Below are 21,486 nucleotides of genomic sequence, written 5' to 3'. Positions count from 1 at the left end.
CTCAGCCGGCGCCGCGGACGTTCGCGGCGGTCTGGCCGAAGAGAATTTTTCGCTCCTCTTCCGTGAAGCCCTCGCGCGGGCGGGAGACCGCCTCGCCTTTCGCATAGGCGCGCTCGACCGCCGGCCGCGCGCGGATCGCCTCGAACCAGCGTTTCACATTGGGAAAGTCGTCGAGGTTCTGTCCCTGTCTCTCGTAGGGAACGACCCACGGATAGGCGGCCATGTCGGCGATGGAGTAATCGTCGGCGAGGAAGTCGCGCCCCGCCAGCCGCCGCTCCATCACGCCATAGAGGCGATTGGTCTCGTTCACATAGCGATCGATCGCATAAGCGATCGTCTCCGGCGCGTAATTGCGGAAATGATGATTCTGTCCGGCCATGGGGCCGAGGCCGCCGACCTGCCAGAACAGCCATTCCAGCGTGCGCGCGCGGCCGCGCAGATCGGTCGGCAGGAAGCGGCCGGTCTTCTCGGCGAGATAGACGAGAATGGCGCCGGATTCGAACAGCGCGACCGGCGCACCGCCGTCGGCCGGCGCATGGTCGACGATCGCGGGCATGCGATTATTGGGCGAGATGGCCAGAAAGGCCGGCGCAAACTGCTCGCCCTTGGAGATGTCCACGGGGACGATCCGATAGGCGAGCCCCGTCTCTTCCAGAAAGAGCGTGATCTTGTGGCCATTGGGCGTCGGCCAAAAATGAAGGTCGATCATCGTCGTGTCTCCGTATCGTGACGAGTGGGCGGCGACCCGTTGACGCCTACTCCGTATTGCCGGGCCTTTTCATCGGAATTGCGACATAAAATGTCGAGCCACGCCCCGGTTGCGACGCGACCGAGAGTCGCCAGCCATGGCGATCGGCGATGGATTTGCAGATCGCGAGGCCGATGCCCGTGCCGGGATAGCGGCCCTTGGGATGCAGCCGCTTGAACGGCTCGAAGACCATCTGCTCATATTTGCTCTCGAAGCCTATGCCATTGTCGGCGAAAGCGACGACGATCTCGCGCTCGTTCTGCGTCGTCGAGACGACGATGTCCGGCGCGCAATCCTGCTTGCGGTATTTGAGCGCGTTGGAGACGATATTATGCGTGAGCCGTGCGAATTGCGAGCGATCGGCGCGAAAGGCGACATGCTGCGCCTCTATGCTGAGGCGCGCGCCGGTTTCGGCGACCGCCTCGGAGAGATCGTCGATGGCGAGCTCTATCTCCTCGCGCAGATCGAGCTCCTGGACATTCTGCGCGTCATTGATGGCGCGCGAATAGGTCAAGAGATCGTCGACGAGCTCGCGCGCTCGCAGCGCCGAGGAGCGCATGACGCTGTTGGCGTAGGTCATGTCGGTCTGGTTCGCGGAAGAGATCGCCTGCTCGAGAATATCGGAGAAGGCGGCGATCTTGCGCAGCGGCTCCTGCAGATCATGCGAGGCGACATAAGCGAATTGCGCGAGCCGCTCATTGGCGCGCTCGAGCTCGGCCGCTCGCTGCGACAGCGCGTTCTCGGCCTCGCGCCGCGCGGTGATGTCGAGCACGGTCGCGAGCACGATCGCGCCGCTCTCGCTCTCGATCGGCGTGAGTCCGATCTCGACCGGAAACTCGCTGCCGTCGCGGCGCGTCGCCTTGAGATCGCGGCCGACGCCCATCGGCCGCTTGCTCGGATGAGCGAAGAAGCTCTGGCGCAAGGAGGAATGCGCCGCGCGCATGCGCGCCGGCACGAGAATATCGATGGACTTCCCGACCAGTTCGTCGCTACGATAACCGAACATACGCTCGGTCTCCGCGTTGACGAATTGGATGAGCCCGTCGGCGCTGCTGACGATCATAGCGGCGGGCGCCGATTCCACCGCTAGGCGAAACTGATCTTCGCCTATGCTGTCGAAGCTCATCCTCGCACCCCTTCTCGCGCGCGTCTGACGCGCTCGTTGGCTGCGCGCGGGGCGTCCGCATCCTATTTTAGGAAACAGCGTCGGAGAAACGAGCGCAATCGAGAAGATGGGGATTGTGATGTCCGCTGTCGAGACGAAGAACCGAGCCTGCCGCGTTTTAATCATCGAGGATGATCAGGACGACGTCTTTTTGTTCAAGCGCGCCCTCGATTCCGTGCGCTCCATGCTGGAGCGCGACATTGAATGCGAGCAGGTGGACAATGGCCTCGACGCGATCTTTCTCGTCTCGCGCGAGGAGATCACCGACAAGCTGCCGGATGTGCTGGTGCTCGATCTCAACATGCCGCGGCTCGACGGCGTCAAATTCCTCAAGTCGCTGCGTCGCTCGCTGCTGCTGAAGGATCTGCCGGTCTATGTGCTGACGACCTCCACCGCGCCCTCGATCCATGAGGAGGCGATGCGCGCCGGCGCCGACAAGGTCTTCGTCAAGCCCAATGACGCCGAGGCGCTTCTGGCCATAGCGCTCGAGATCGTGAGCTCGGCGCTGGAGCGCCGCGGCGGGGCCGGGACCGCGCCGACGCTTCAGTAATACCAGAGGCCGTCATGCAGCCCGCGCGGCGATTGCGGCGGCGCGGGGCGCGGCGGCGGCGGATTGCCGTAATTGCCGTAATCGCCGGAATAGCCGCCGCCAGCGCCATAGCCGCCATTCGGCGGGCCATAGGCGTAGGGCGTTTGTCCCGGATAGCCGCCCGCGTTCTGGCCGGCCTGCTGCCTGTGGCGTTGGCGCTGGCGTTGCTCGGCCAGACGCTCGCGCGCCTCCCAGAGATCGCGTCGGCGCTGGTCCTCGGCGGCCCGCGTCTGCGGCGCGGGCTGAACGCCGTTCTCACGGGAGCGCGCGGCGCCGAAAGGCTCCGCCGTGGCGGCGGTCGCGAGAGCGACGCCTGCGACGATCGATGCGACGAGCAGGGCTTTCGACATGGGACGGCTCCGATTTCGAATCGAAGCACAGTCTAGACCATGGCGCGCCGAATGATCGGAGCCGCGAGCGGATGTGGTTAAGCGCGCGTCTCGCGCCACGCCGCGCCGAAAGACTTTTTTCAACCTTTGCTGGAAATCTCGCATCGGTCTCCGTTCCGGCGGAAACCTGCTTCCGCGATGTGATGCGGAACATCTCCTTTTGGAGCGGCGCATGACGACGCTTGGTCCGGTCGGCGACAACGCCGGCGTCGAGAATCGATTCGATTCCGCGAGCCTGCCTCCGACGGCGACGCGCTGGGTGGCGCGCCGCAAAGCCGAGGTCGTCGCCGCGGTGCGCAGCGGGCGGGTCACGCTCGACGAGGTCTGTCGGCGCTATTCGCTCACCAGAGACGAGTTCGAGGCCTGGCAGAGCTTCATCGATCGCCATGGCGTCGACGGCCTGCGCACGACGCGCCTGCAATATTATCGGCGTCGCGCGGCGCGGCCGGCCGCCGGCGAGCGGCGCTGAGCGTCAACCCTCCGGCTTGCGCTCGATCTGCAGCGCCTCGCCGGCTCTATGGGCGAGGGCGGATTGGATGCGGCCGGTGAGCGCGGCGAGAAGCCACGGCAGCAAGACCTCTATGCGCAGCGAATCGGCCAGCACGTCGATGCGCGCCTGCATCGCATGGCCGAAGGCGACGACCTTCAGATCGGCCGCATTTTCGGTCCAGGCGACCTCGGAATGGGCGAGCTTGTCCACATAGTCCCGTCGCAGCTGGTCGAGTCCGGCGGCGACGCGCGCCCGCGCAGTCTCGACCCCGAGGTCATGCGAGACAGTGACGACGATGGTTTTTTGCATGGCGAGGCTCCCGTGCCGCCAATCTAGGCGCCGAGAGGCGGTATTCACAGGGGCGACGGCCGAAGCGTCGGCGTTGTAAGCACGGGTGTGAATAGCGTGCTGACCACGCGCACGATTACAAATGTATCGTCAAATATAAGCACAGTTAAATGCAAGTGATATCTATTCAGCAGCTGCGGCGGCAACATAAGACCCAATAAAAATCTGAAATCTAAAAGGAGGAAAATCATGATTGTCGATATTAACAATGACATAGCCCAAATATGCGACGATCTTGATGCGATAAAGTTTCGGGATATAAAAGACTTTATCGAGAACGAAAGAGGTCGGCGTATGGTTGATGATATTTTACTTGCAATATCTGTCAATACATCATCTGTCATCATCGTCGCCGCCAAGGCGTGTCACGGCAATCCGCAACATGCGGCTCTCTATATGCTGTCGGCGATCATGGGACAGGTTCACGCAGTGCTCTCGGATCAGGATGATTTCTGACACAGAAGAATACGACGGCTCCGTCGCGGAGCGCGACGGGGCTCGAGAACGAACGCAGACTTCACAATTCTTCGCCGTCGACAATTTTGGCTGGCGATGAACGGGCCGGCGTGGACGCCTCGCTCGAGAGTGTGCGGATTTCGGGAGAAAGGTAGCGGTTGGCTCCCCGAGCAGGGGGCAAGCGACTGTTTTTGCTGTCCTTACTGGAAACATCGCATTGATTTTCATAACCACGGGAGCGAGAGTGTCGCCGAGGTTAACCCTGGTGACACAGGCCCCGGTTATGAAGGTCGTTACGCATGGCTCGACACAAGCTCACTGACTCAAAAATCAGGACTCTAACCGTCGCGGGCATCTACGGAGACGGCGACGGGCTCTATCTTCGCGTCCAGCCAACCGGCCGGCGATCGTGGGTTTTCATCTGGAAGCGCTTCGGCGCCCGGCGCGAAATCGGGCTCGGCTCCTATGACGCCGGGACGCGGCGCGTCACGCTCGCCACGGCCCGCGCCAAGGCGGACGAGGCCCGCGAGATTGTCGGCGCCGGCGGCGATCCGAAGACGGATATGGCCGAGCGCAAGGCGGCCGTCGCCGTAGTCACCTTCGGCAAGGTGGCGGACGAATACATCGAGACCATGAAATCGAAATGGCGGGGCAGGGCGACGCTCGCCGGCTGGCAGCGCTTCGCCACGAGCTACGCCAATTCGATCCGAAAGATTCCCGTCGATAAGCTCACGACCGAGGACGTGGTTCGAGTCCTTCGCCCTCTCTGGCATGAAAAAATCGAGACGGCGACGAAGGTGCGCGAGCGCATGAAGATCGTTCTCGACCACGCCAAGGCGCGCGGCCTGCGCAGCGGCGATAATCCGGCCGAATGGCGCGGCCATCTCGACCAAATCTTACCAACCCATTCGAAGCTCTCGCGCGGTCATCATGCGGCTATGCCGTATTCTGACGTGGCGGCCTTCCTGGTGAGTCTTCGTGCGATCGGCGGGGTAGGGGCGAAGGCGCTGGAATTCACGATCTTGACGGCCGTGCGCAGCGGCGAGGCGCGCGGCGCGACCTGGGCGGAAATCGATCTCGAGGCGAAGGTCTGGACGATCCCGCCCGAGCGGATGAAATCGGAGAAGGAGCATCGCGTCCCGCTCTCCGATCGTGCCGTGACGATCCTGCGCGAAATGGAGGCCGTCGCTGTCAATGCTCTGGTCTTTCCGGGCCAGCGCGATAAGCGTCCACTGTCCGACATGACGCTCTCCAAGGCGCTCGAGACGGCCGGCGCCGGCGAATACACCGTGCATGGTTTCCGATCGAGCTTCCGCGACTGGGCGGCCGAGGAAACGAATTTTCAACGCGAGGTCGCCGAGGCGGCGCTCAGCCATGCCGTTGGCGACGCGGTGGAGCGCGCATATCGACGCGGCGATGCGCTGGAGAAGCGGCGGCGGCTCATGGCCGCATGGGCGAGCTATTGCGCGACCGTCCGGCCGGCAAATGTGGTCGCGATCGCGAGGGCCAGCTGATGAACAACGAGAACGACGACGATCTACTGTTCAAGCGCTTCGATATGAACGATCCGACGACGTGGGAATTGGACGGGCCCTCGGCTTGGGCACTTTCGCTCATACGGCTTGCCAAGGGCGAACCGGCCGAATTCGTGAAGCGCCTTCGCGCTGGCGTAGCTCCCCCGGAATTCATCCTGCGGGAGCTTGCCGATCTGATCGACACCGATAGCCCCGGTCATGAAGGTGTTCGGCTCGTATTCAAATCAGAAAAGACGAAGACACAGCGCGATGCGGATAAACGATACCCCACGTATTTTTATGAAACGATGCGCCTCGTCTCGAATGGAGCGAAAGTCAGAGATGCATGGGAAATCGTCGCAAAAAAATATCTAATCTCAATCAAGCCCGTGAGTGAGGCTTGGAATGCGTTTAAGCACTTGGATGGACCCATCCTTCGAAATCACTTCAAGGATAGAGGACTTTAGTAACCCGTTCGTGGCTCGTTCGGGTGACGTGACCAACGCGTCGTTATGCTCATAGTTGGCAACCATTCCAACCCAGTGAGGAATGGCAATGCCGAATATCGATATCCCGACTCTTATCTCGCTCAATGACGCGTGCGAGCTGACGAGCTTGTCCCGCACAGCGATTAATCGTTATCGGGCCGAGGGTCGCTTCCCGCAGCCTGTTCCGGTCGGATTCCGGCGGATCGCCTTCGTCCGCAGCGAGGTTATCGGCTGGATCGCCGGTCGCATCGCCGAGCGCGACGCCAAGGCGGTCAAGCGGGACGCTGCGTAATGGGCGCCCGCAGCGAGAAGCTCGACGCCGCGCGCCGCGCCCTGGCGGCGGCCGAAGAGCGCCAGAACACGCGGGTCCCCAGCCGCGCGGCGCTGGCCCGGAAATGGCCGAGGCTTCGGGTCAATCGTATGTCCTGGGCTTGGATCGACGAGGCGAGTGGGGAGCGTGGTTACACTCAGGCGAGCCTGCTCGAGTATCTGCGCAAAGAGGCCCGGCCGAATGGCGAAACATGATCGCACGGGCCGGAGCAAGAGCGAGGGGCGGTTTGCCGCCCTTCCGCTCTCGATCGCCGAGACGCCGGCTTGGCGCGATCTATCGGGCGTCGCAGCGAAGGCATTTATCGACATTGTGCTGCGCTACGACGGCTGCAACAACGGCAAGATCGTCGTGCCGACGCGCGATCTCGCCAAACGCATCGGCATAAGCCATGCGACGGCCGCGCGTGCAATCCTCGAGTTGGAGAACGCCGGCTTCGTCCGTCTCATGAAGGCGTCGAGCTACAGCATGAAGCGCACGGCCGCAGAATATCGACTGACACATCGCCGCAATGACGTGACGGGCGAGGCTCCGACAAACGAGTTCAAGCGTCCCCGCGTCGTCGACAACGTGGTCGCGCTTCCCCAAAAAAAAGACGCAGGAGCGGCCGGCTCATAGTCTCACTGGTGAGACACATAGTTTCACCTGTGAGACAGCATAGTCTCACCAGTGAGACTATCGAACGTCTATAGTCTCACTGGTGAGACTGTAAGGCCCCTTTTGGCTACTCCCATAGTCTCACTGGTGAGACACATCTAATATACCAGTAGGGGGCGCAGCCGATCCGATCCGAAATCAGTTGCTCGACCGTCAAAAACCGCGGGCGGCCCGAAATCGCCCCGAACGCCATTGACGCCCCGTCGCAGGGCTCCAATCGCAAATGTCGAAATTCACGTGTTGCCTTATGGCAACGACTGGCGCGTGGCCGACGCTGGCCGACGCAGTGGCGTTCCACCGTGGAACGCTACTCCGTGGCCGACCATCGCCCCGCCGTGGGGCGTTGCATCCGCCGCTGCATCCAAGCCTGTGGACGTTCTCGCCACGATGGCGAAAACCCCGTCACTGCGCCCGTCACTGCGCCCGCGTCCGCAGTAGGTGCGGACATGTCCGCAGCGCGTCCGCCTTAGCAACCATCGCTAAACCCATGACTCGACACGCTCGAGCGTTGTTCACAAACTCTTGAACTGCGTTCGTGAACGTGATTCAACGGGTCACGCGATGGTCCCAATGCCCGGAAATCGGTTTGGGGGCGCTAACCGGCAGGAGCCTTTCCAACAATCTCTCCCGAGGGCAATCCGATGACGCCGGCCGAGTCCGCCTGCCGCTTTATCGAGAGCTTGCGAGTCCCCGAGGGGGCCCTCGCCGGGCAAAAGATCAAGCTCGCCGATTTTCAGCGCGAGTTCATCGTCGGGGCCCTGGTGCCCGGCATTTCGATAGCGGCGTTGAGCGTCGGACGCGGGGCCGGCAAGACGACGCTCGGCGCGAGCCTGTGTCTCGCGGCGCTTCTCGGAAAGATCGACAAGCAGCCCCGGCGAGAGATCGTCGTCGGCGCGAAGACGAGAGACCAGGGCGCTATCGCATGGCGGCTGATCGAGGGGCTGGCGTCGTCTCTTCCCCTGAAGGAACGGAAGCTCCTCACCTTCGTTCGCGCGCCTCGGCTGCAAATCCGCTATGAGGGCGACGGCGGCGGCCACGTCCTGAATGTGCTCGCGAGCGACGCCCGCAATGCCTTGGGCCTCTCGCCCGTCTTCGCCCTGCTGGACGAGCGCGGACACTGGCTCGACGAGCGGGGCGATGCGCTCGAGGCCGCAGTCACGTCGGCGGCCGGCAAGCGCCAAGGGCGCGTGTTGGTGATCTCGACGAGCGCCGCGACGGACAGCCATGCGTTCTCCAAATTGCTCGACGAGCCGGGCGAGGGTGTCTTCGTTCGCGAATATCGGGCGCCCGACGATCTCGCCCCCGACGATCTGGACGCAATCCGGGCGGCGAATCCGGGCGCCGTGGAGGGCATCGGAAGCTCGGTTGAGTGGTTGCAGGCGGCCGCGCGACGGGCGCTCGCTCGAGGTGGCAGCGCGCTCTCGTCATTTCGCCTGTTTCACCTGAATCAGCGCGTCAGCCACGAATCCCGCGCGGTCCTGATATCCGTCGATCGCTGGCAGGCGTGCGAGGTCCCCGAATTGCCGCCGCGGCAAGGGCCTCTCACGTGCGGAATCGATCTCGGCGGATCGTCGTCTATGAGCGCCTGGGCGAATTTCTGGCACGAGACCGGACGGCTCGAGGTCTATGGCGCGTTCCCGTCGGCGCCGAATTTATTGGACCGCGGGCGCAGCGACGGCGTCGGCGATCGGTATCAGCAAATGTTCGAGGTCGGCGCGCTCCTCATGCTCGGACAGCAAGTCGTCGACGTTCCTGCATTCGTCTCTGCGATGGTGGCGAAGCTCGGCGGCTATCCGATTCATTCGCTTTGCTGCGATCGTTTCCGACAGAGTGAATTTCTCGAAGCACTCACGAAAACGGGATTGCAGCTCGTTCCGACATGGCGCGGACAGGGATGGAAGGAATCGGCTGAAGACGTGGAGCGTTTTCGTCAGTTCGCGTTCGAGCGGCGAATCAAAGCCGAGAGAAGCTTGCTCTTGCGCAGCGCGCTCGGAGATTGCGTCACGCTCATCGATCCGACCGGCGCGGCGAAGATCGCGAAAGGACGCTCGACGGCCCGCGTCGACGCAGCGACTGCGACCGTGATGGCAGTAGGAGAAGGATCACGCATCGCCGGGCGCGTGCGAAAAGCCGCGAGGCCAGCCCTATGGGTGTAGCAGGCCGCTCAATCTATTCGTCGAAGCGCTGGGAGCGCGCGCGCTTTCTCACGAAGCGCCGCGACGGCTTCAAGTGCGCTCAGTGCGGCTCGCGTGAACGGCTCGAGGTGCATCACCTGCGACCCGTGCGCGAGCGCCCGGACCTCGCCTTCGATCTCGTCAATCTGAAAACGCTCTGCCGCGCCTGTCACGCGGCCGAGACTGACAAGGAATTGGGGCGCGCCCCGAACCAAGCGCAGAGCGCCTGGAAATCCGCCGTCGCCGAGCTGGCGCGGCCTCAAAGGAAGGATCGGTGATGTTGGAATCCGTGAAAATCTCCCGCCGTCAGTCGGAAATCCGGCAGGCTCTCGCCGGGCTTGTCGGAAAGGAAAATCCCACCGAAGACGAGACGCGCTCGATGGCCGCTCTCGACGCGGAATATCGCGCAAACGAGACGCGCTTCCGAGCTGCGCTGATCGCCGAGGATACCGAGCGCCGCGAGGCGAAGGACGATCTCGAGACGCGCGGCTCGAACGAATGGAACGAGCTCGTCGGCCGCTTCGAAATGCGGCAGGTCGCGCTCTTTCTCGACGAAGGCCGCGTGCTGAATGGCCCGACGGCGGAAATCGTGTCCGAGCTGCGCAACCGCGGCGGCTACAGGGGCGTTCCGATTCCCTGGGGCGCGCTCGAGGTGCGAGCCGGCGAGACGCTCGCGAGCGGCGTCGTCAAGCCCGTCACGCACGCGCCGATCATCGATCGTCTCTTCGCGCCGTCCGTCGCCGCGCGCATGGGCGCCGCCTTCATTTCGATCGACTCGGGCGAGCTCGACTATCCGGTGACGACGAGCGGCGTCGTGGCGACGTGGTCTTCCTCAGAGCTGGGCGCGGTCGGCGGCCCGACTGCCTATTCGACCACGGACAAACCGCTCACGCCCGCCAATACGCTCGGCGTGCAAATGAAGATCACCAGAAAAGCGATGAAGCAGAGCGGCGACGCGCTCGAGCAGGCCGTGCGGCGCGACATGAACGGCGCGATCGGGCAGGCGATGGACAAGGCCGTTTTCCTCGGCGCGGGCGCGTCCGGCGAGCCGGCGGGCGTGCTGGTCGGCTCGTATGGAATCACCTCGACGAGCATCGCCGCCGCAGCGTCGTGGGGAGCGTTCCGCTCGGCCGTCGTGCGCTTCCTCAATGCGAATGCGGCGGCCGGCCCGGGCGATGTCGTGGCGCTGATCCGGCCCGAAGTGTGGGACAAGCTCGATGCGTTGCTGGCGTCCGACGCCGGTCCCAAGTTCGAATATGACCGGATGAAGGAGAACCTCGGCGGCATCGTCATGAGCAGCAATGCGCTCGCCGCGCCGACCGGCTCGCCGCTCGCGACGACGGCGCTCTTGACCACGAAGGCCGGCGGGGTGGCGCCGATTTTCGTCGGCGCTTGGGGCGCGATCGATCTCATTCGTGACGTGTTTTCCGACGCTGCGTCCGGCGGCCTGCGTCTCACGGCGCTGGCGACGATGGACGTGACGGTTTCGCGCCCCTCGCAGCTTCAAATTCTGACGAATATTCAATGAGAAAATGGCGCCCAGCTTTCTAAAGGCTGGGCGCCGTCGTTGCGTTGAGTTGCGCAGCGATGCGTTGCGACGCGGGACGATGCGCAGCGTAGCGGCGCGAAGCATAACAAGGGGGACGGCCGTTGGAAAAGCGCGCAATCCAAGTAGAAATCCGATCGGCGCGGGACAATCCGCGTCGGCTCGCCGGCTATGTCGCGACATTCGACAGCGAAGCGCGCGTCGGCGATTTCGTCGAGGTCATTCGGCCCGGCGCGTTCGCAGCGACGCTCGGCGCCGGCGCGGATATTCTCGCGCTGGTCGACCATGATCCTTCCCGAGTGCTCGGTCGCACGAAGAGCGGGACGCTGCGTCTGCATGAGGATCAACGCGGCCTGACCTTCACGATCGACGTTCCCGACACGACGCTCGGGCGCGATATCCTCGCGCTCGCCGAACGCGGCGACCTCGGCGGGATGTCCTTCGGATTTCGTGCCATCGACGAGTTTTGGAACGGAAATCGGCGCGAGCTGCGGGCCGTCGAGTTGAAGGAAATTTCCGTTGTAAGTGCATGGCCCGCCTACAGCGATACGAGCGTCGAGGCGCGGGCGAAACGCGCGCCGTCGTGGCGCGCGTTTGACAGATGGAGGTGAAAATGGCGACGACATTGAAGCAAACCGAAGCCGCGCCCGCGGCTTATCCCGCTGCGCCGGGCGGCCTCTCCGATGGCGCGCTGGCGCTCGACTCGGCGACGATCTGGCAGCGCCTCGAGGGATATTGCGGATATCGATGGTCGGCGCGCACTGTGATCTGGACGGCAGAGGGCCCGGGCGCATGGTTTCCGCCGCTCGCGCCGGCGACGATCGCGACGATTGAGCGCTGGGAGGCCGGGTCCTGGGTTGAGGACTCGACGCTCTCGGCCTCGCCCATGGGCGGCTATTGCCTTCAGCCTGCCACCTATCGTTTCACCGGGACCGTCGGGCCGGCGACGGCGGCGGCGCCCGCGCTCGTCCTGGAGGCCTATCGCCGGCTCGTCGAGCATCTGGCCCTCGCGAAGGTGAATTCGCAGCCGGGAATTCGGCAACAGACGATCGACGGCCTTATGTCGACGACCTACGACGCCGCAGCGCTCGGCCGCGCGCTGGACAGGTCCGGCGCGGCTGATTGCCTGCGGACCCTTCGGAGGGCCGCTTGATGCGCTGGAAATGGCCCTGGACGAAGACAGAGACCCGCAGCGTTTCGAGCGGCTTCACGGCCGAAGTCATGGCCGCGCGGGAGAGCTATATCAGCGGGCGCAGCGGCCTCGCCGAGCTGACGGCGACGGCGCAGAGCTGCGTCAGTCTGTGGGAGGGCGGCCTTTCGATCGCCGATGTCGTCGGAACGTCGCTGCTCGACCGGCGCACCATGGCGCTGGTCGGCCGTTCCCTGGCCCTGCGCGGCGAGGCGGTGTTTCTGATCCGGAATGGCCTCGTCCCCTGCTCAGATTGGGATTTGCGCACGCGGAACGGAATTCCGACCGCCTATCGGGTTTCGATCTCCGAAGCCGGCGGCGGGACGACACAGACGGCGCTCGCGGCCGAGGTCCTTCACTTTCGCATCGGAGCCGATGTAGCGACCCCCTGGCTGGGCTCGGCGCCGCTGCGGCGCGCCAGTCTCACGGCCGGCCTGCTCAACGCGCTCGAGGCGGCGCTCTCGGAGGTCTTCGAATTCGCCCCGCTGGGCTCTCAGATTGTCCCTTTCCCCGAATCGCCCGATGTGGACATGGAAGCCCTGGGGCGCGGCTTCCGGGGCCGGCGCGGGCGCGTAATGCTCCGGGAAAGCGTCGCCGTCGCGGCGGCAGGCGGGCCGGCGCCGGCGACGGACTGGCGCCCGAGCGATGTCTCGCCAGACCTTTCCCGCGCGATGACGGCCGAGACGCTCGCCGCGGCCCGTGAGGCGATCTCTGCCGCCTTCGGCGTGCTGCCGGGCCTTTTCTACAAGCAGACGACGGGTCCGTTGGTGCGTGAGGCGCAAAGGCACCTCGCGGCGTGGTGTCTTCAGCCGATCTGCGAATTGATCGCCGAGGAAGCGAGCATGAAGCTCGGCGGCGAGGTCCGGCTCGATTGCCTGCGGCCGACGCAAGCCTTCGACTCCGGCGGCGCGGCGCGGGCGCTCTCGACGCTCGTCGGGGCGATGGCGGAGGCGAAAGCGGCGGGCCTGCCGCCCGAGGCGCTGGCGGCGGCGTTCCGGCGCTTGGATTGGGAGCAATGACGCCGGGCCGCGCGCGCGCCGCTCTCGACCGCGCGCTGGCGCTCACTGGCGAGCCCTGCCGCCTCGAGCGCCTTCTCCCCAGCGGAGTGATACACGCCGTCGATGTGCTCGCCGCTGTGCGCGATTACACCGCCGTCGAGGTCGGGCAGAGCAACGGCGGGCTTCAGGCCGGATTTTCGAAGGTCATCATGTCGTCCAGCGAGATCGACGCGGCGGGATGGCCCGACCTCGTGACGCGCGCGACGCAGACGGCGGATGACCCGCGCATTCCGCGCCGCGGCGATCGGCTCGTGCATCAAGGCCGTGTCCGCATCGTACAATCCGCATGGGCTGCGCCGCGCGTCGAGGGCGAGCTCGTGCGCATCGAGCTTTCGATCAAATAGGAGCGCCGCACATGCTCATGGTGACGCCCGCCACGCTGGCCCGTCTTCGGGCGGAGACGAGAGCGCCTGTCAGCCTCGCGCCGATCAAGGCCGCGCCCTTCAAAAAGCTCGGGCGAGCGCGCCGAGAGGCGATCATCGAGAAGCTGGCCGGCATGATGCGCCGGGCCGAGCCGACGCCCTTCGCGATTGAGGGGCCAGCTCGGGCGGGCGTGCGGTCGGCGCTCTGCATGAGCGGATGGCCATGGGGCGCGGCTGACGTGGCGGCGGCGGATGTTGTCGAGACCGCGCTCGCCCGCGTCGGGGCCGAGCGGCCGAGCTGGAAAGCGGGCCAGCCGGAACACACACAACAGGCCGTCCTGCCGATCGAACGCGAGTTCTGCGTCCGCTGCGGAAAACGTCTGCACGATGGCGCACTGAAATACTGCGGAGACGTTTGCAAGAAAGCTGCGGCAGTTGATCAATTGGCGAGGCGATATGATGAAGAGAAGCGAGCGCGAGTCAAAGCATATCGAGCAACCTGGGTTGCGCGGCAGCCTGCGCGAGAATGCCCGTCGTGTGGACGATATTTTCAACCAAAGATGCTCGACGCCAAATATTGCTCGACCCGCTGCTATCAGGACGCTCGACGACTTGAGAGACGAAACATGCGCATGGTGTGCGAAGCCGTTCGAAGCGAAATCAGCGGTTCAGAAATACTGTAGCCTGCAATGCGGAATTGACGCCAGCCATGCGGCTATTTCAAAGACGCGCGCCGAGGCGCGATCGTCGCTGAAATGTGTCTGGTGTGGTTCAGTTATACTGAAAGCTGGCCGCAGCGATCAGAGGTATTGTAGCCTGTCATGTCGGAAGGACGCGAATTACGAGACCCGCGAAGGATGGCGGGCCGAGACCAGGGTCCGGCTCAACTGCGTCGATTGCGGCACGCTGATCGCCGGCGCCCACCGGTCCGACAAAAAGCTCTGCCCGACGTGCAAGAGGAAGCGCCGGCTCGCGAACCGCAAGGCGAACCGCGAGCGCACGAAGGCCGGCACGAACGGCAAGCGCGGGCGGAATCAGTTCACGGGATGACGGGCCAAATTTGGGCCGGCGGCACGGGCCGAGGTTATGAACGAAAATGTGCGCGGCTTCCGCCGGTTTCGAAAACGTAAACTAAATCAAGTGCTTGGAGGTTGTTACTGGCTCCCCGAGCAGGACTCGAACCTGCGACCCAGCGATTAACAGTCGCTTGCTCTACCGGCTGAGCTATCGGGGAACGGTGCCGGCATATAGCAAGCTCTAAGCGCTCTTGCCAAGCCCTGTTCTCGACCTTTCCGGATTTCCGTCCGGACTCTCCACAAGCCATTCAATCGGCAGGCGGAAAAAGCGCGAGTGTCGCTACTATGTCATTCTGAGACGGCAAGCCCGCCTCATTGCCCAAATGCTGGATCTTGAAGCCCGAGGCCGCCCGCGCGAAGCGGAAATGCTCGCGCCAGGGCGCTTCAGGCCGCTCCAGATAGGACGCCATATAGGCGCCGTGGAACACATCTCCGGCGCCCGACGTGTCGACGATTCGCTCCGCCGGCACCGGCAGGGAGGGGAGGCGCTGCACCTCTCCGCTCTCGTCGTACCAGAGCATCCCCCTCTCGCCATTGGTGACGCCGCCGATGCGGCAGCCCTTGCTCTTGAGAAAGGTCAGCATGTCCGCCTCCGACAGCGACATCTGCTCGCAGAGCCGCTCGGCGACGATGGCGACGTCGATGAACGCCAGGAGATCGGTGATGCCCGGCCGCAGCGCGCCGCCGTCGAGCGAGGTCAGCGCGCCCATCTCGCGGCAGGCGCGGGCGTAATGCAGGGCGGCGTCGGCCAGATGGCCGTCGCTGTGCAGGGCGCGCAGGCCGGCGGTGTCGAGACGCGGAAAGTCCTCGAGGAAATTGGCGTCCCGGGCGCGCAGAATCGCGCGCTTGCCCTCCTTGGGCAGGACGAAGGACAGCGACGAGCGCCGCACCCGGCGCGGATGCACGCGAACGCCATAGGTCGCCGCCATATCCATGAACATATGGCCGAGCCAGTCGGGCGCGAGCTGGGTCAAGAGCTCGACGCCGTCGCCGACCAGCTTGGCGCAGGCGAAGGCGGCGGTCACCGCATTGCCGCCGAAGGAGACGGCGTAATCCTCCGCCACATCCTTCTCGTCGCCCTTGGGCATGACATGCGTGCGCATGGTCACGTCGATATAGGAGTGCCCGATGAACAGAGATTGCAAGCGAGGGCTCCGAGAGGGAGGGCGCGCCGGATTTAGACCGAGAAGCTCGAGCCGCAACCGCAAGAGGCGGTCGCCTTCGGATTCTCGACGCGGAAGGACTGGCCCATCAGATCCTCGACATAATCGATGCGCGCGCCGGCGATATAGGCCACGGAGACCGGATCGACGACGATTTTCGCCCCGTCGCGTTCTATGGCGACGTCCTCGGGCTTGGGCGCTGTCTCGACCGTGTAGGCGTATTGCAGGCCGGAGCAGCCGCCGCCGTCGACCGCGAGGCGCAGCGCCGCGCCCGCCTCTTCTCCGGCGAGAATGGCGAGGACGCGCTTGGCGGCTCGCTCGCTCATTTCCACTTTAGCAATCGTTCCGGATTCGCTCATTTCGACAAGCCTTCCTTCTCCCGGCCTCGTCCCTTGCGCTGCGCCGCGCGGCCGGGATATGCGAAACCAAGATATGGTCGCCAGCGCGACCTTGCAATGACAGGAGCCGCCGATTGGCGATCCCCGATCCCGCCGCCCGCGGCCGCGCCCCTTACGCCAGCGATCCGGCGGCCTCGCGCGGGCGCTTGTTTCCCGAATCGGCCTCGCCGACGCGCAGCGAATTCCAGCGCGATCGCGACCGCATCATCCATTCGACGGCGTTTCGTCGCCTTGCGCATAAGACGCAAGTCTTCGTGCCGCTCGACGGCGATCATTTCCGCACCCGGCTGACCCATACGATAGAGGTGGGGCAGATCGCCCGCGCGCTCGCCCGGGCGCTGGCGCTGGACGAGGATCTCGCCGAGGCGGTGGCGCTGGCCCATGATCTCGGCCATACGCCCTTCGGCCACGCCGGCGAGCACGCGCTGCAGCGCTGCATGGAGGCCTATGGCGGCTTCGACCACAACGCCCAGGCGTTGCGCGTCGTCACTCTGCTGGAGCGCCGCTACGCCCGCTATGACGGGCTGGACCTCACCTTCGAGACGCTGGAAGGCCTCGTCAAGCACAATGGCCCCTTGCGCGGCCCGCGCGCCAATCGGGCGCTCGCCCCCTATGTGGCCGAGTTCGACGCGCTGTTTCCGCTGGAGCTCGAGACATTCGCCGGGGCCGAGGCGCAGGCGGCGGCGCTCGCCGACGATATCGCCTATGACGCCCATGACATAGACGATGGTCTGCGCGCCGGCCTGTTCTCGCTCGAGGACATTGCGAGCGTGCCCTTCATCGGCGTGATGCTGGACGAGATTCGCGCGGTCTATGGCGCGCTCGAGCGGACGCGGGTCATTCACGAGCTGGGCCGGCGCGTCATCACCCGATTCGTCGAGGACGCTATCATCCAATCGGAGAAGCGCCTGCGGCTGGTCTCGGCGCAGAGCGTCGAGGATGTGCGCGGCGCCGGCGTCGCCACCGTGGCCTTCTCGCCGCCCATGGCCGAGGCCGACCGCTCGATCAAGGCCTTTCTCTTCCCAAGCATGTATCGGCACGAGAGGGTGGTCGGCGTCTGGGACCGGGCCGAGCAGGTGATCTCGCGGCTCTTCCCGGTCTATTTCGACGATCCCGGCCGGATGCCGCCCGAATGGGCCGATCTCGCGAGCGGCGAGCAGGGCGCGGCGCGGGCTCGGCATATCGCCGATTATATCGCCGGAATGACCGATCGCTACGCGCTCGGCGAATACCGCAAGCTGTTCGGCGAGAAAATGTCGCTCGGCTGAGGGCGGACCGCAACGCGCCTTGACGGCGGCCCTCGCGCGCCCGACCTCCTGATTCTGACCGGGAGGCTCCCATGCTCGTCATCGAATTCGTCGGCGTCGCTCCTGAAGGAGCGATCGCTCAGGTCATCGACCGGATGAATACCGACATCAGCGATGTGCGCAAGGCGGTCACTCACGCCAAGTCATTGTTTGCGAATGTGATCGTTCAGCGCACGCATAAGCCGCTGCCGCATGGCTTCCGCATATTGGACAGCGATGGGCGGGAGGTCGCGAGCTGGAGCATAGACGAGTGAGCGGCGGAGAAATCGTAAGCCCGCGCTTCAATTTCCAGGTGGAAGATAGCGGATGGCGGCGAGAATGACGCCGACGGCGACGACCATGACCGAGCGAACCATATCTTCAGGTCGCGCTCGGCGATCTCTATGTCGGACCGAACCGAAGCAATATCGGCTTTGGTCGAGAGTTCCTGACTGGTCGCCTCCGCGAAAGCCTCGGCCGCGGCCTTCGCCTGAGCGTGCGTAAACCCGCCCGCTTCGAGCTTCTCGACAAACTTCAATGTGTCGAACGGAACGGCATTGCTCATTCGGGGTCCCTGACGGTCGAATATATGTTCGAGGACGATGCTGCGGGCAAGACAGCAGGGAATGCGGCGGGTCACGAGGGGAGCTGGTTGGGACGACGCGAGCGACGCCGGTGGCAGGCCGAAGTAGCAGAAATGGGAAAAGACCTGGCGGAAATGCGAAAAGATGCGCTCCGGCCGCCATTCTGCTAAACCGCCGGCCGCAATCGCCCCCGGCCCGGACATTCGATGAACATCTTCTCCGACTTCCACGTCGCCATCGCCGCCATTCTCGATTCGATCAAGGCCTCCGGCCGCCTTCCGGAGGCGCTGGACTATTCGCGTTTCGTCGTGGAGCCGCCCAAGGACGCCGCCCATGGCGATCTCGCCACCAACGCCGCCATGGTCTTCGCCAAGGAGGCCAAGGCCAATTTCGCCAATCCGCGCCAGCTCGCGGTCGAGATCGCGGCGGCGCTGGCCGATCTGCCGAATGTGGCCGAGGCCGAGGTCGCCGGGCCGGGCTTCATCAACATTCGCCTGAAGCCGAGCCTCTACGCCGATGTGCTGCGCGCCGTGCTGAACGACTGCGAAGCCTATGGCCGGCCGCGGGGCAGGGGAGCGCTCACGGGCAAGATCAATGTGGAATATGTCTCGGCCAATCCGACCGGGCCGATGCATGTCGGCCATGGGCGCGGCGCGGTGTTCGGCGATGCGCTGGCCAATCTCCTGGCCTTCGCCGGCGCGGAGGTGACGCGGGAATATTACATCAATGACGCCGGCGCGCAGGTCGATGTTCTCGCCCGCTCGGCCTTCCTGCGCTATCGCGAGGCGCTCGGCGAGACGATCGCCATTCCAGAAGGCCTCTATCCGGGCGATTATCTGAAGGCCGCCGGCGAAGCGATCGCGAAAGCCCATGGCCGCGATCTTCTCGATAGACCGGAGAGCGAATGGCTGGAGCCGGTCAAGCGCGCGGCGATCGACGCGATGATGGCGATGATCCGCGATGATCTCGCCGCGCTCGACATTCGCCATGAGGTGTTTTTCTCGGAGCGCACTTTGCACGAGACGATCAACGGCCTTTCCGAGATCGACAAGGAGATCGACGAGCTGCGCGCGCGCGGCCTCGTCTATGACGGCCGCCTGCCGCCGCCCAAGGGGCAATTGCCGGAGGATTGGGAGGATCGCGAGCAGACTTTGTTTCGCTCGATCGATTTCGGCGACGACGTCGATCGTCCGCTGAAGAAGTCCGACGGCTCCAATACTTATTTCGCCGCCGACATCGCCTATCACAAGTCGAAGATCGATCGTGGCTACACGACTTTGGTCGATGTCTGGGGCGCCGATCACGGCGGCTATGTGAAGCGCATGACCGCCGCCGTCGCCGCGCTCTCGGACAATAAGGTCACGCTCGACGTGAAGCTCTGCCAGCTCGTCAAGCTGATGCGCAATGGCGAGCCGGTGAAAATGTCGAAGCGCTCCGGCGATTTCGTCACGCTGCGCGAGGTCGTCGACGAGGTGGGCGTCGACGCCGTGCGTTTCATGATGCTGTTTCGCAAGAACGACGCGCCGCTCGAATTCGATCTCGCCAAGGTCATCGAGCAATCGAAGGACAATGCCGTCTTCTACGTGCAATATGCTCATGCGCGGGCGAAATCGGCGGTGCGGCAGGCGCTCGCCGCTTTTCCCGATCTCGACGTCTCGGCCAAAGCGCTCGCGCAGGCGCCGCTCGATCTGTTGCAGGACGAAGGCGAGATCGCGCTCGCCAAGGTGATCGCCCAATATCCGCGGCTGATCGAATCGGCGGCGGCGGCGCATGAGCCGCATCGTATCGCCTTCTATCTCTACGATTTGGCGAGCGTCTTCCATTCTCATTGGAACAAAGGCAAAGATCGGCCACAATTACGCTTTGTTAATGCAGATGATAGAAATTCGACCTCAGCGCGGATGGCGTTGGTCGTTTCCTTGACTTGCGTCCTGGCGTCGGGTTCGAGACTCCTCGGCGTGAGCGCCCCCGACGAGATGCGGTGATCGTGGCCGGCGCCGATGCGCGGCGCACGCTCGCGTATGGGAACGACGACGAGGCGTCCGTCGGGAAGTGAGCAGGAAGGTGCATCATGCGCGAGGCGACGGCCCGAGGGCCTTCCATCGACATCAGCGAGTTCGAGCGGCGCCTGCGTGGCGGCGAGCCGCAGGACGAGAAGCCCGGCAAGGGCGATTCGGTGAAGAGCGATCCGCTCGCCGAGCTGGCGCGGCTGTTGCACGGCGACGAGGCGGCGGCCTCTGCCGATCCTTATGGGAAAGTGTTCGCCGAACCGCAACGCCGGGAGCCGTCCGTGGGGCATAGAGACGTTTTCGAGACGACAGAGCTGCGCGGCGCGCTGCCGCCCATGTCGCCGGCGTCGCAGCAGCAGGCGCAGTCGGACGATTATTACGCCGTGCACGCTCCCGCCGAGACGCAATGGCGGCAGCAGCAGGAGCAGCAGCAGGATTATCTCGACTATGGCGTCGAGGCCGACGAGCCTTACGAGGAGCCGCCGGAGCGCAAGGGCTTTTTCGGCGCGCTGCGCGACAGGCTGCGGCCGTGGCACGCGGTCGTCGCGCTGGCGGGCGTCGGCGCGGTGAGCGTCGGCCTGGCGCTCGGCCATCGCGGCGGCGTCGTGGCGCCGCAGGAGCTGGCCACGATCAAGGCGCCCGAGGGCCCGTCCAAGGTGCAGCCTTCCACCGTCGCCGAGGCGGCGGCTCCCCAGCGCGGCGCCGCCGTGCTCGACCGCAATCAGAACGCTCCGGTCAAAAAAGTCGTCTCCAAGCAGGAGCAGCCCGTCGATCCGGCGGCGGCGGTGCGCGTGGTCAAGCTCGGCGACGGGCCGGTCGACGCGCCGCACGAGCCGGCGGCGCGGGCCGGCGCGGCCAATAATCCCTATGGCGCGGAGCCGCGGCGCGTGAAAACCGTCTCGGTGCGGCCGGATGGCACCGTCCTCGACAATGACGCGCCGACGCCGGCGATCGCCCGTCCGGCGCCGGCCAATGTCGCGCCGCCGTCCCGGCCGCCGTCTCTCGCCGCCAGGCCGAGCGCCCTCAAGCCGCCGAGCGCCGTCGACGCTGCGGCCGAGCCGCCGACCGCGACGCCCAAGAGCCCGGCCAAGCCGGCGACGACGCCCAAGATCGCCCAGCCGCCGCGCCCCAAGCCGGCGCCCGCCGCCGCGCCGGAGCAGACCGCGGCGATCGAGCCCGCCGCGCCGGAGGCCGCTCCCGCCGGCAATGGCGGTTTCGCCGTGCAATTCGGCGCCGCCGGCTCGGAAGACGAGGCGCGCCGCCTGATGCAGACGGTGACTTCGAAATATGGCTCGCAGCTCGGCGGTCGTCGGCTCGGCTTCCGCCTCGCCAAGGTCGGCGAGAAATCCGTCTATCGGGTGCGCGCCGCCGGCATGACCCGCGAGTCGGCGGTCGGCGTCTGCGAGAAGGTCAAGGCGTCGGGCGGCTCCTGCTTCGTCGCCGCCAATTGACGCCAGCAAAGGGGATAG

The 21,486-nt window shown here is 65.0% G+C and carries 26 protein-coding genes, 1 tRNA gene and 1 pseudogene; 20 read left to right on the top strand and 8 right to left on the bottom strand.

Features of this window, described 5'->3' with window-relative positions; translation table 11 throughout:
- Position 1: 1 nt before the first annotated feature.
- Both VIF40_RS20535 and VIF40_RS20530 read right to left on the bottom strand, forming a co-directional pair.
- Positions 2-709, bottom strand: coding sequence for a glutathione binding-like protein (locus VIF40_RS20535; RefSeq protein WP_331939379.1), 708 nt, complete (start codon positions 707-709; stop codon positions 2-4).
- Between the two features lie 46 nt (positions 710-755).
- Positions 756-1,874, bottom strand: coding sequence for a PAS domain S-box protein (locus tag VIF40_RS20530; RefSeq protein ID WP_331939378.1), 1,119 nt, complete (start codon positions 1,872-1,874; stop codon positions 756-758).
- Between the two features lie 118 nt (positions 1,875-1,992).
- Here VIF40_RS20530 and VIF40_RS20525 point away from each other — a divergent pair, with 118 nt between their 5' ends.
- The gene (locus VIF40_RS20525; protein WP_331939377.1) at positions 1,993-2,463 is read left to right on the top strand and encodes a response regulator; all 471 of its coding nucleotides are present in this window, start codon (positions 1,993-1,995) and stop codon (positions 2,461-2,463) included.
- Here VIF40_RS20525 and VIF40_RS20520 read toward each other — a convergent pair.
- A complete protein-coding gene (locus VIF40_RS20520) occupies positions 2,457-2,852 on the bottom strand; it encodes a hypothetical protein (protein WP_331939376.1) in 396 nt (131 codons plus the stop codon). The genes VIF40_RS20525 and VIF40_RS20520 overlap by 7 nt on opposite strands.
- A 211-nt stretch (positions 2,853-3,063) precedes the next feature.
- Between VIF40_RS20520 and VIF40_RS20515 the strand changes: the two genes are divergently transcribed.
- Entirely contained in the window at positions 3,064-3,360 is a 297-nt protein-coding gene (locus VIF40_RS20515) for a DUF1153 domain-containing protein (RefSeq protein WP_331939375.1), read from the top strand.
- 3 nt (positions 3,361-3,363) lie between these two features.
- Here the strand turns inward: VIF40_RS20515 and VIF40_RS20510 are convergent, their stop codons facing one another.
- The gene (locus tag VIF40_RS20510) at positions 3,364-3,690 is read right to left on the bottom strand and encodes a polyhydroxyalkanoic acid system family protein (protein WP_331939374.1); all 327 of its coding nucleotides are present in this window, start codon (positions 3,688-3,690) and stop codon (positions 3,364-3,366) included.
- Between the two features lie 228 nt (positions 3,691-3,918).
- Here VIF40_RS20510 and VIF40_RS20505 point away from each other — a divergent pair, with 228 nt between their 5' ends.
- The 14 genes from VIF40_RS20505 to VIF40_RS20440 all read left to right on the top strand — a co-directional run bounded on the left by VIF40_RS20505 (position 3,919) and on the right by VIF40_RS20440 (position 14,184).
- Entirely contained in the window at positions 3,919-4,185 is a 267-nt protein-coding gene (locus VIF40_RS20505; RefSeq protein ID WP_331939373.1) for a hypothetical protein, read from the top strand.
- 299 nt (positions 4,186-4,484) lie between these two features.
- The gene (locus tag VIF40_RS20500) at positions 4,485-5,699 is read left to right on the top strand and encodes a tyrosine-type recombinase/integrase (RefSeq protein ID WP_331939372.1); all 1,215 of its coding nucleotides are present in this window, start codon (positions 4,485-4,487) and stop codon (positions 5,697-5,699) included.
- Positions 5,699-6,166, top strand: coding sequence for a hypothetical protein (locus VIF40_RS20495; RefSeq protein WP_331939371.1), 468 nt, complete (start codon positions 5,699-5,701; stop codon positions 6,164-6,166). The genes VIF40_RS20500 and VIF40_RS20495 overlap by 1 nt, the downstream gene beginning before the upstream one ends.
- Positions 6,167-6,254: 88 nt before the next feature.
- Positions 6,255-6,479: a helix-turn-helix transcriptional regulator gene (locus VIF40_RS20490; RefSeq protein ID WP_331939370.1), complete on the top strand. Its 225-nt coding sequence runs from the start codon at positions 6,255-6,257 to the stop codon at positions 6,477-6,479.
- Positions 6,479-6,712: a hypothetical protein gene (locus tag VIF40_RS20485; protein WP_331939369.1), complete on the top strand. Its 234-nt coding sequence runs from the start codon at positions 6,479-6,481 to the stop codon at positions 6,710-6,712. Before VIF40_RS20490 ends, VIF40_RS20485 begins: the two co-directional genes overlap by 1 nt.
- Positions 6,699-7,133 carry a winged helix-turn-helix transcriptional regulator gene (locus VIF40_RS20480; RefSeq protein WP_331939368.1) on the top strand — a complete coding sequence of 145 codons (435 nt, stop codon included), beginning with the start codon at positions 6,699-6,701 and terminating at the stop codon, positions 7,131-7,133. Before VIF40_RS20485 ends, VIF40_RS20480 begins: the two co-directional genes overlap by 14 nt.
- 680 nt (positions 7,134-7,813) lie before the next feature.
- Positions 7,814-9,328, top strand: coding sequence for a terminase TerL endonuclease subunit (locus tag VIF40_RS20475; RefSeq protein ID WP_331939367.1), 1,515 nt, complete (start codon positions 7,814-7,816; stop codon positions 9,326-9,328).
- A complete protein-coding gene (locus tag VIF40_RS20470; RefSeq protein WP_331939366.1) occupies positions 9,319-9,624 on the top strand; it encodes an HNH endonuclease in 306 nt (101 codons plus the stop codon). Before VIF40_RS20475 ends, VIF40_RS20470 begins: the two co-directional genes overlap by 10 nt.
- On the top strand, positions 9,624-10,874 hold the full coding sequence (locus tag VIF40_RS20465) for a phage major capsid protein (protein ID WP_331939365.1): 1,251 nt from the start codon (positions 9,624-9,626) through the stop codon (positions 10,872-10,874). The genes VIF40_RS20470 and VIF40_RS20465 overlap by 1 nt, the downstream gene beginning before the upstream one ends.
- 122 nt (positions 10,875-10,996) lie before the next feature.
- Positions 10,997-11,503 (top strand): HK97 family phage prohead protease, encoded by a 507-nt coding sequence (locus VIF40_RS20460; RefSeq protein WP_331939364.1) that lies wholly within the window; start codon positions 10,997-10,999, stop codon positions 11,501-11,503.
- A 2-nt stretch (positions 11,504-11,505) separates the two neighbouring features.
- On the top strand, positions 11,506-12,045 hold the full coding sequence (locus tag VIF40_RS20455; protein ID WP_331939363.1) for a hypothetical protein: 540 nt from the start codon (positions 11,506-11,508) through the stop codon (positions 12,043-12,045).
- Complete coding sequence (locus VIF40_RS20450) at positions 12,045-13,100, top strand: phage portal protein (protein ID WP_331939431.1); 1,056 nt, start codon at positions 12,045-12,047, stop codon at positions 13,098-13,100. Before VIF40_RS20455 ends, VIF40_RS20450 begins: the two co-directional genes overlap by 1 nt.
- Complete coding sequence (locus VIF40_RS20445; protein ID WP_331939362.1) at positions 13,097-13,483, top strand: hypothetical protein; 387 nt, start codon at positions 13,097-13,099, stop codon at positions 13,481-13,483. Before VIF40_RS20450 ends, VIF40_RS20445 begins: the two co-directional genes overlap by 4 nt.
- 11 nt (positions 13,484-13,494) lie before the next feature.
- Positions 13,495-14,184, top strand: a complete 690-nt coding sequence (locus tag VIF40_RS20440) for a hypothetical protein (RefSeq protein WP_331939361.1) — start codon at positions 13,495-13,497, stop codon at positions 14,182-14,184.
- A 475-nt stretch (positions 14,185-14,659) separates the two neighbouring features.
- On the opposite strand, the gene VIF40_RS20435 is transcribed toward VIF40_RS20440, so the two are convergent.
- From VIF40_RS20435 to VIF40_RS20425, 3 genes are all read right to left on the bottom strand, one after another.
- A tRNA-Asn gene (locus VIF40_RS20435) sits at positions 14,660-14,735 on the bottom strand.
- 90 nt (positions 14,736-14,825) lie between these two features.
- Positions 14,826-15,722, bottom strand: a complete 897-nt coding sequence (locus tag VIF40_RS20430; RefSeq protein ID WP_331939360.1) for a PfkB family carbohydrate kinase — start codon at positions 15,720-15,722, stop codon at positions 14,826-14,828.
- Between the two features lie 32 nt (positions 15,723-15,754).
- Entirely contained in the window at positions 15,755-16,099 is a 345-nt protein-coding gene (locus VIF40_RS20425) for an iron-sulfur cluster assembly accessory protein (RefSeq protein ID WP_331939359.1), read from the bottom strand.
- 113 nt (positions 16,100-16,212) lie between these two features.
- Between VIF40_RS20425 and VIF40_RS20420 the strand changes: the two genes are divergently transcribed.
- Both VIF40_RS20420 and VIF40_RS20415 read left to right on the top strand, forming a co-directional pair.
- A complete protein-coding gene (locus tag VIF40_RS20420) occupies positions 16,213-17,406 on the top strand; it encodes a deoxyguanosinetriphosphate triphosphohydrolase (protein ID WP_331939358.1) in 1,194 nt (397 codons plus the stop codon).
- Between the two features lie 71 nt (positions 17,407-17,477).
- Positions 17,478-17,699: a hypothetical protein gene (locus tag VIF40_RS20415; protein WP_331939357.1), complete on the top strand. Its 222-nt coding sequence runs from the start codon at positions 17,478-17,480 to the stop codon at positions 17,697-17,699.
- Positions 17,700-17,726: 27 nt separating this feature from the next.
- Here VIF40_RS20415 and VIF40_RS21585 read toward each other — a convergent pair.
- Positions 17,727-17,989, bottom strand: a pseudogene (locus tag VIF40_RS21585) (DUF1640 domain-containing protein).
- A 225-nt stretch (positions 17,990-18,214) separates the two neighbouring features.
- On the opposite strand from VIF40_RS21585, the gene argS reads away from it, so the two are divergent.
- Together argS and VIF40_RS20405 are read left to right on the top strand one after the other, a co-directional pair.
- Entirely contained in the window at positions 18,215-19,993 is a 1,779-nt protein-coding gene (gene argS / locus VIF40_RS20410; RefSeq protein ID WP_331939356.1) for an arginine--tRNA ligase, read from the top strand.
- An 86-nt stretch (positions 19,994-20,079) separates the two neighbouring features.
- A complete protein-coding gene (locus tag VIF40_RS20405; RefSeq protein ID WP_331939355.1) occupies positions 20,080-21,468 on the top strand; it encodes an SPOR domain-containing protein in 1,389 nt (462 codons plus the stop codon).
- Positions 21,469-21,486: the final 18 nt, after the last annotated feature.

Source organism: Methylosinus sp. (genome assembly GCF_036560965.1).
Classification (GTDB): Bacteria; Pseudomonadota; Alphaproteobacteria; order Rhizobiales; family Beijerinckiaceae; genus Methylosinus.
This window is presented reverse-complemented; position numbering and strand designations above follow the sequence as displayed.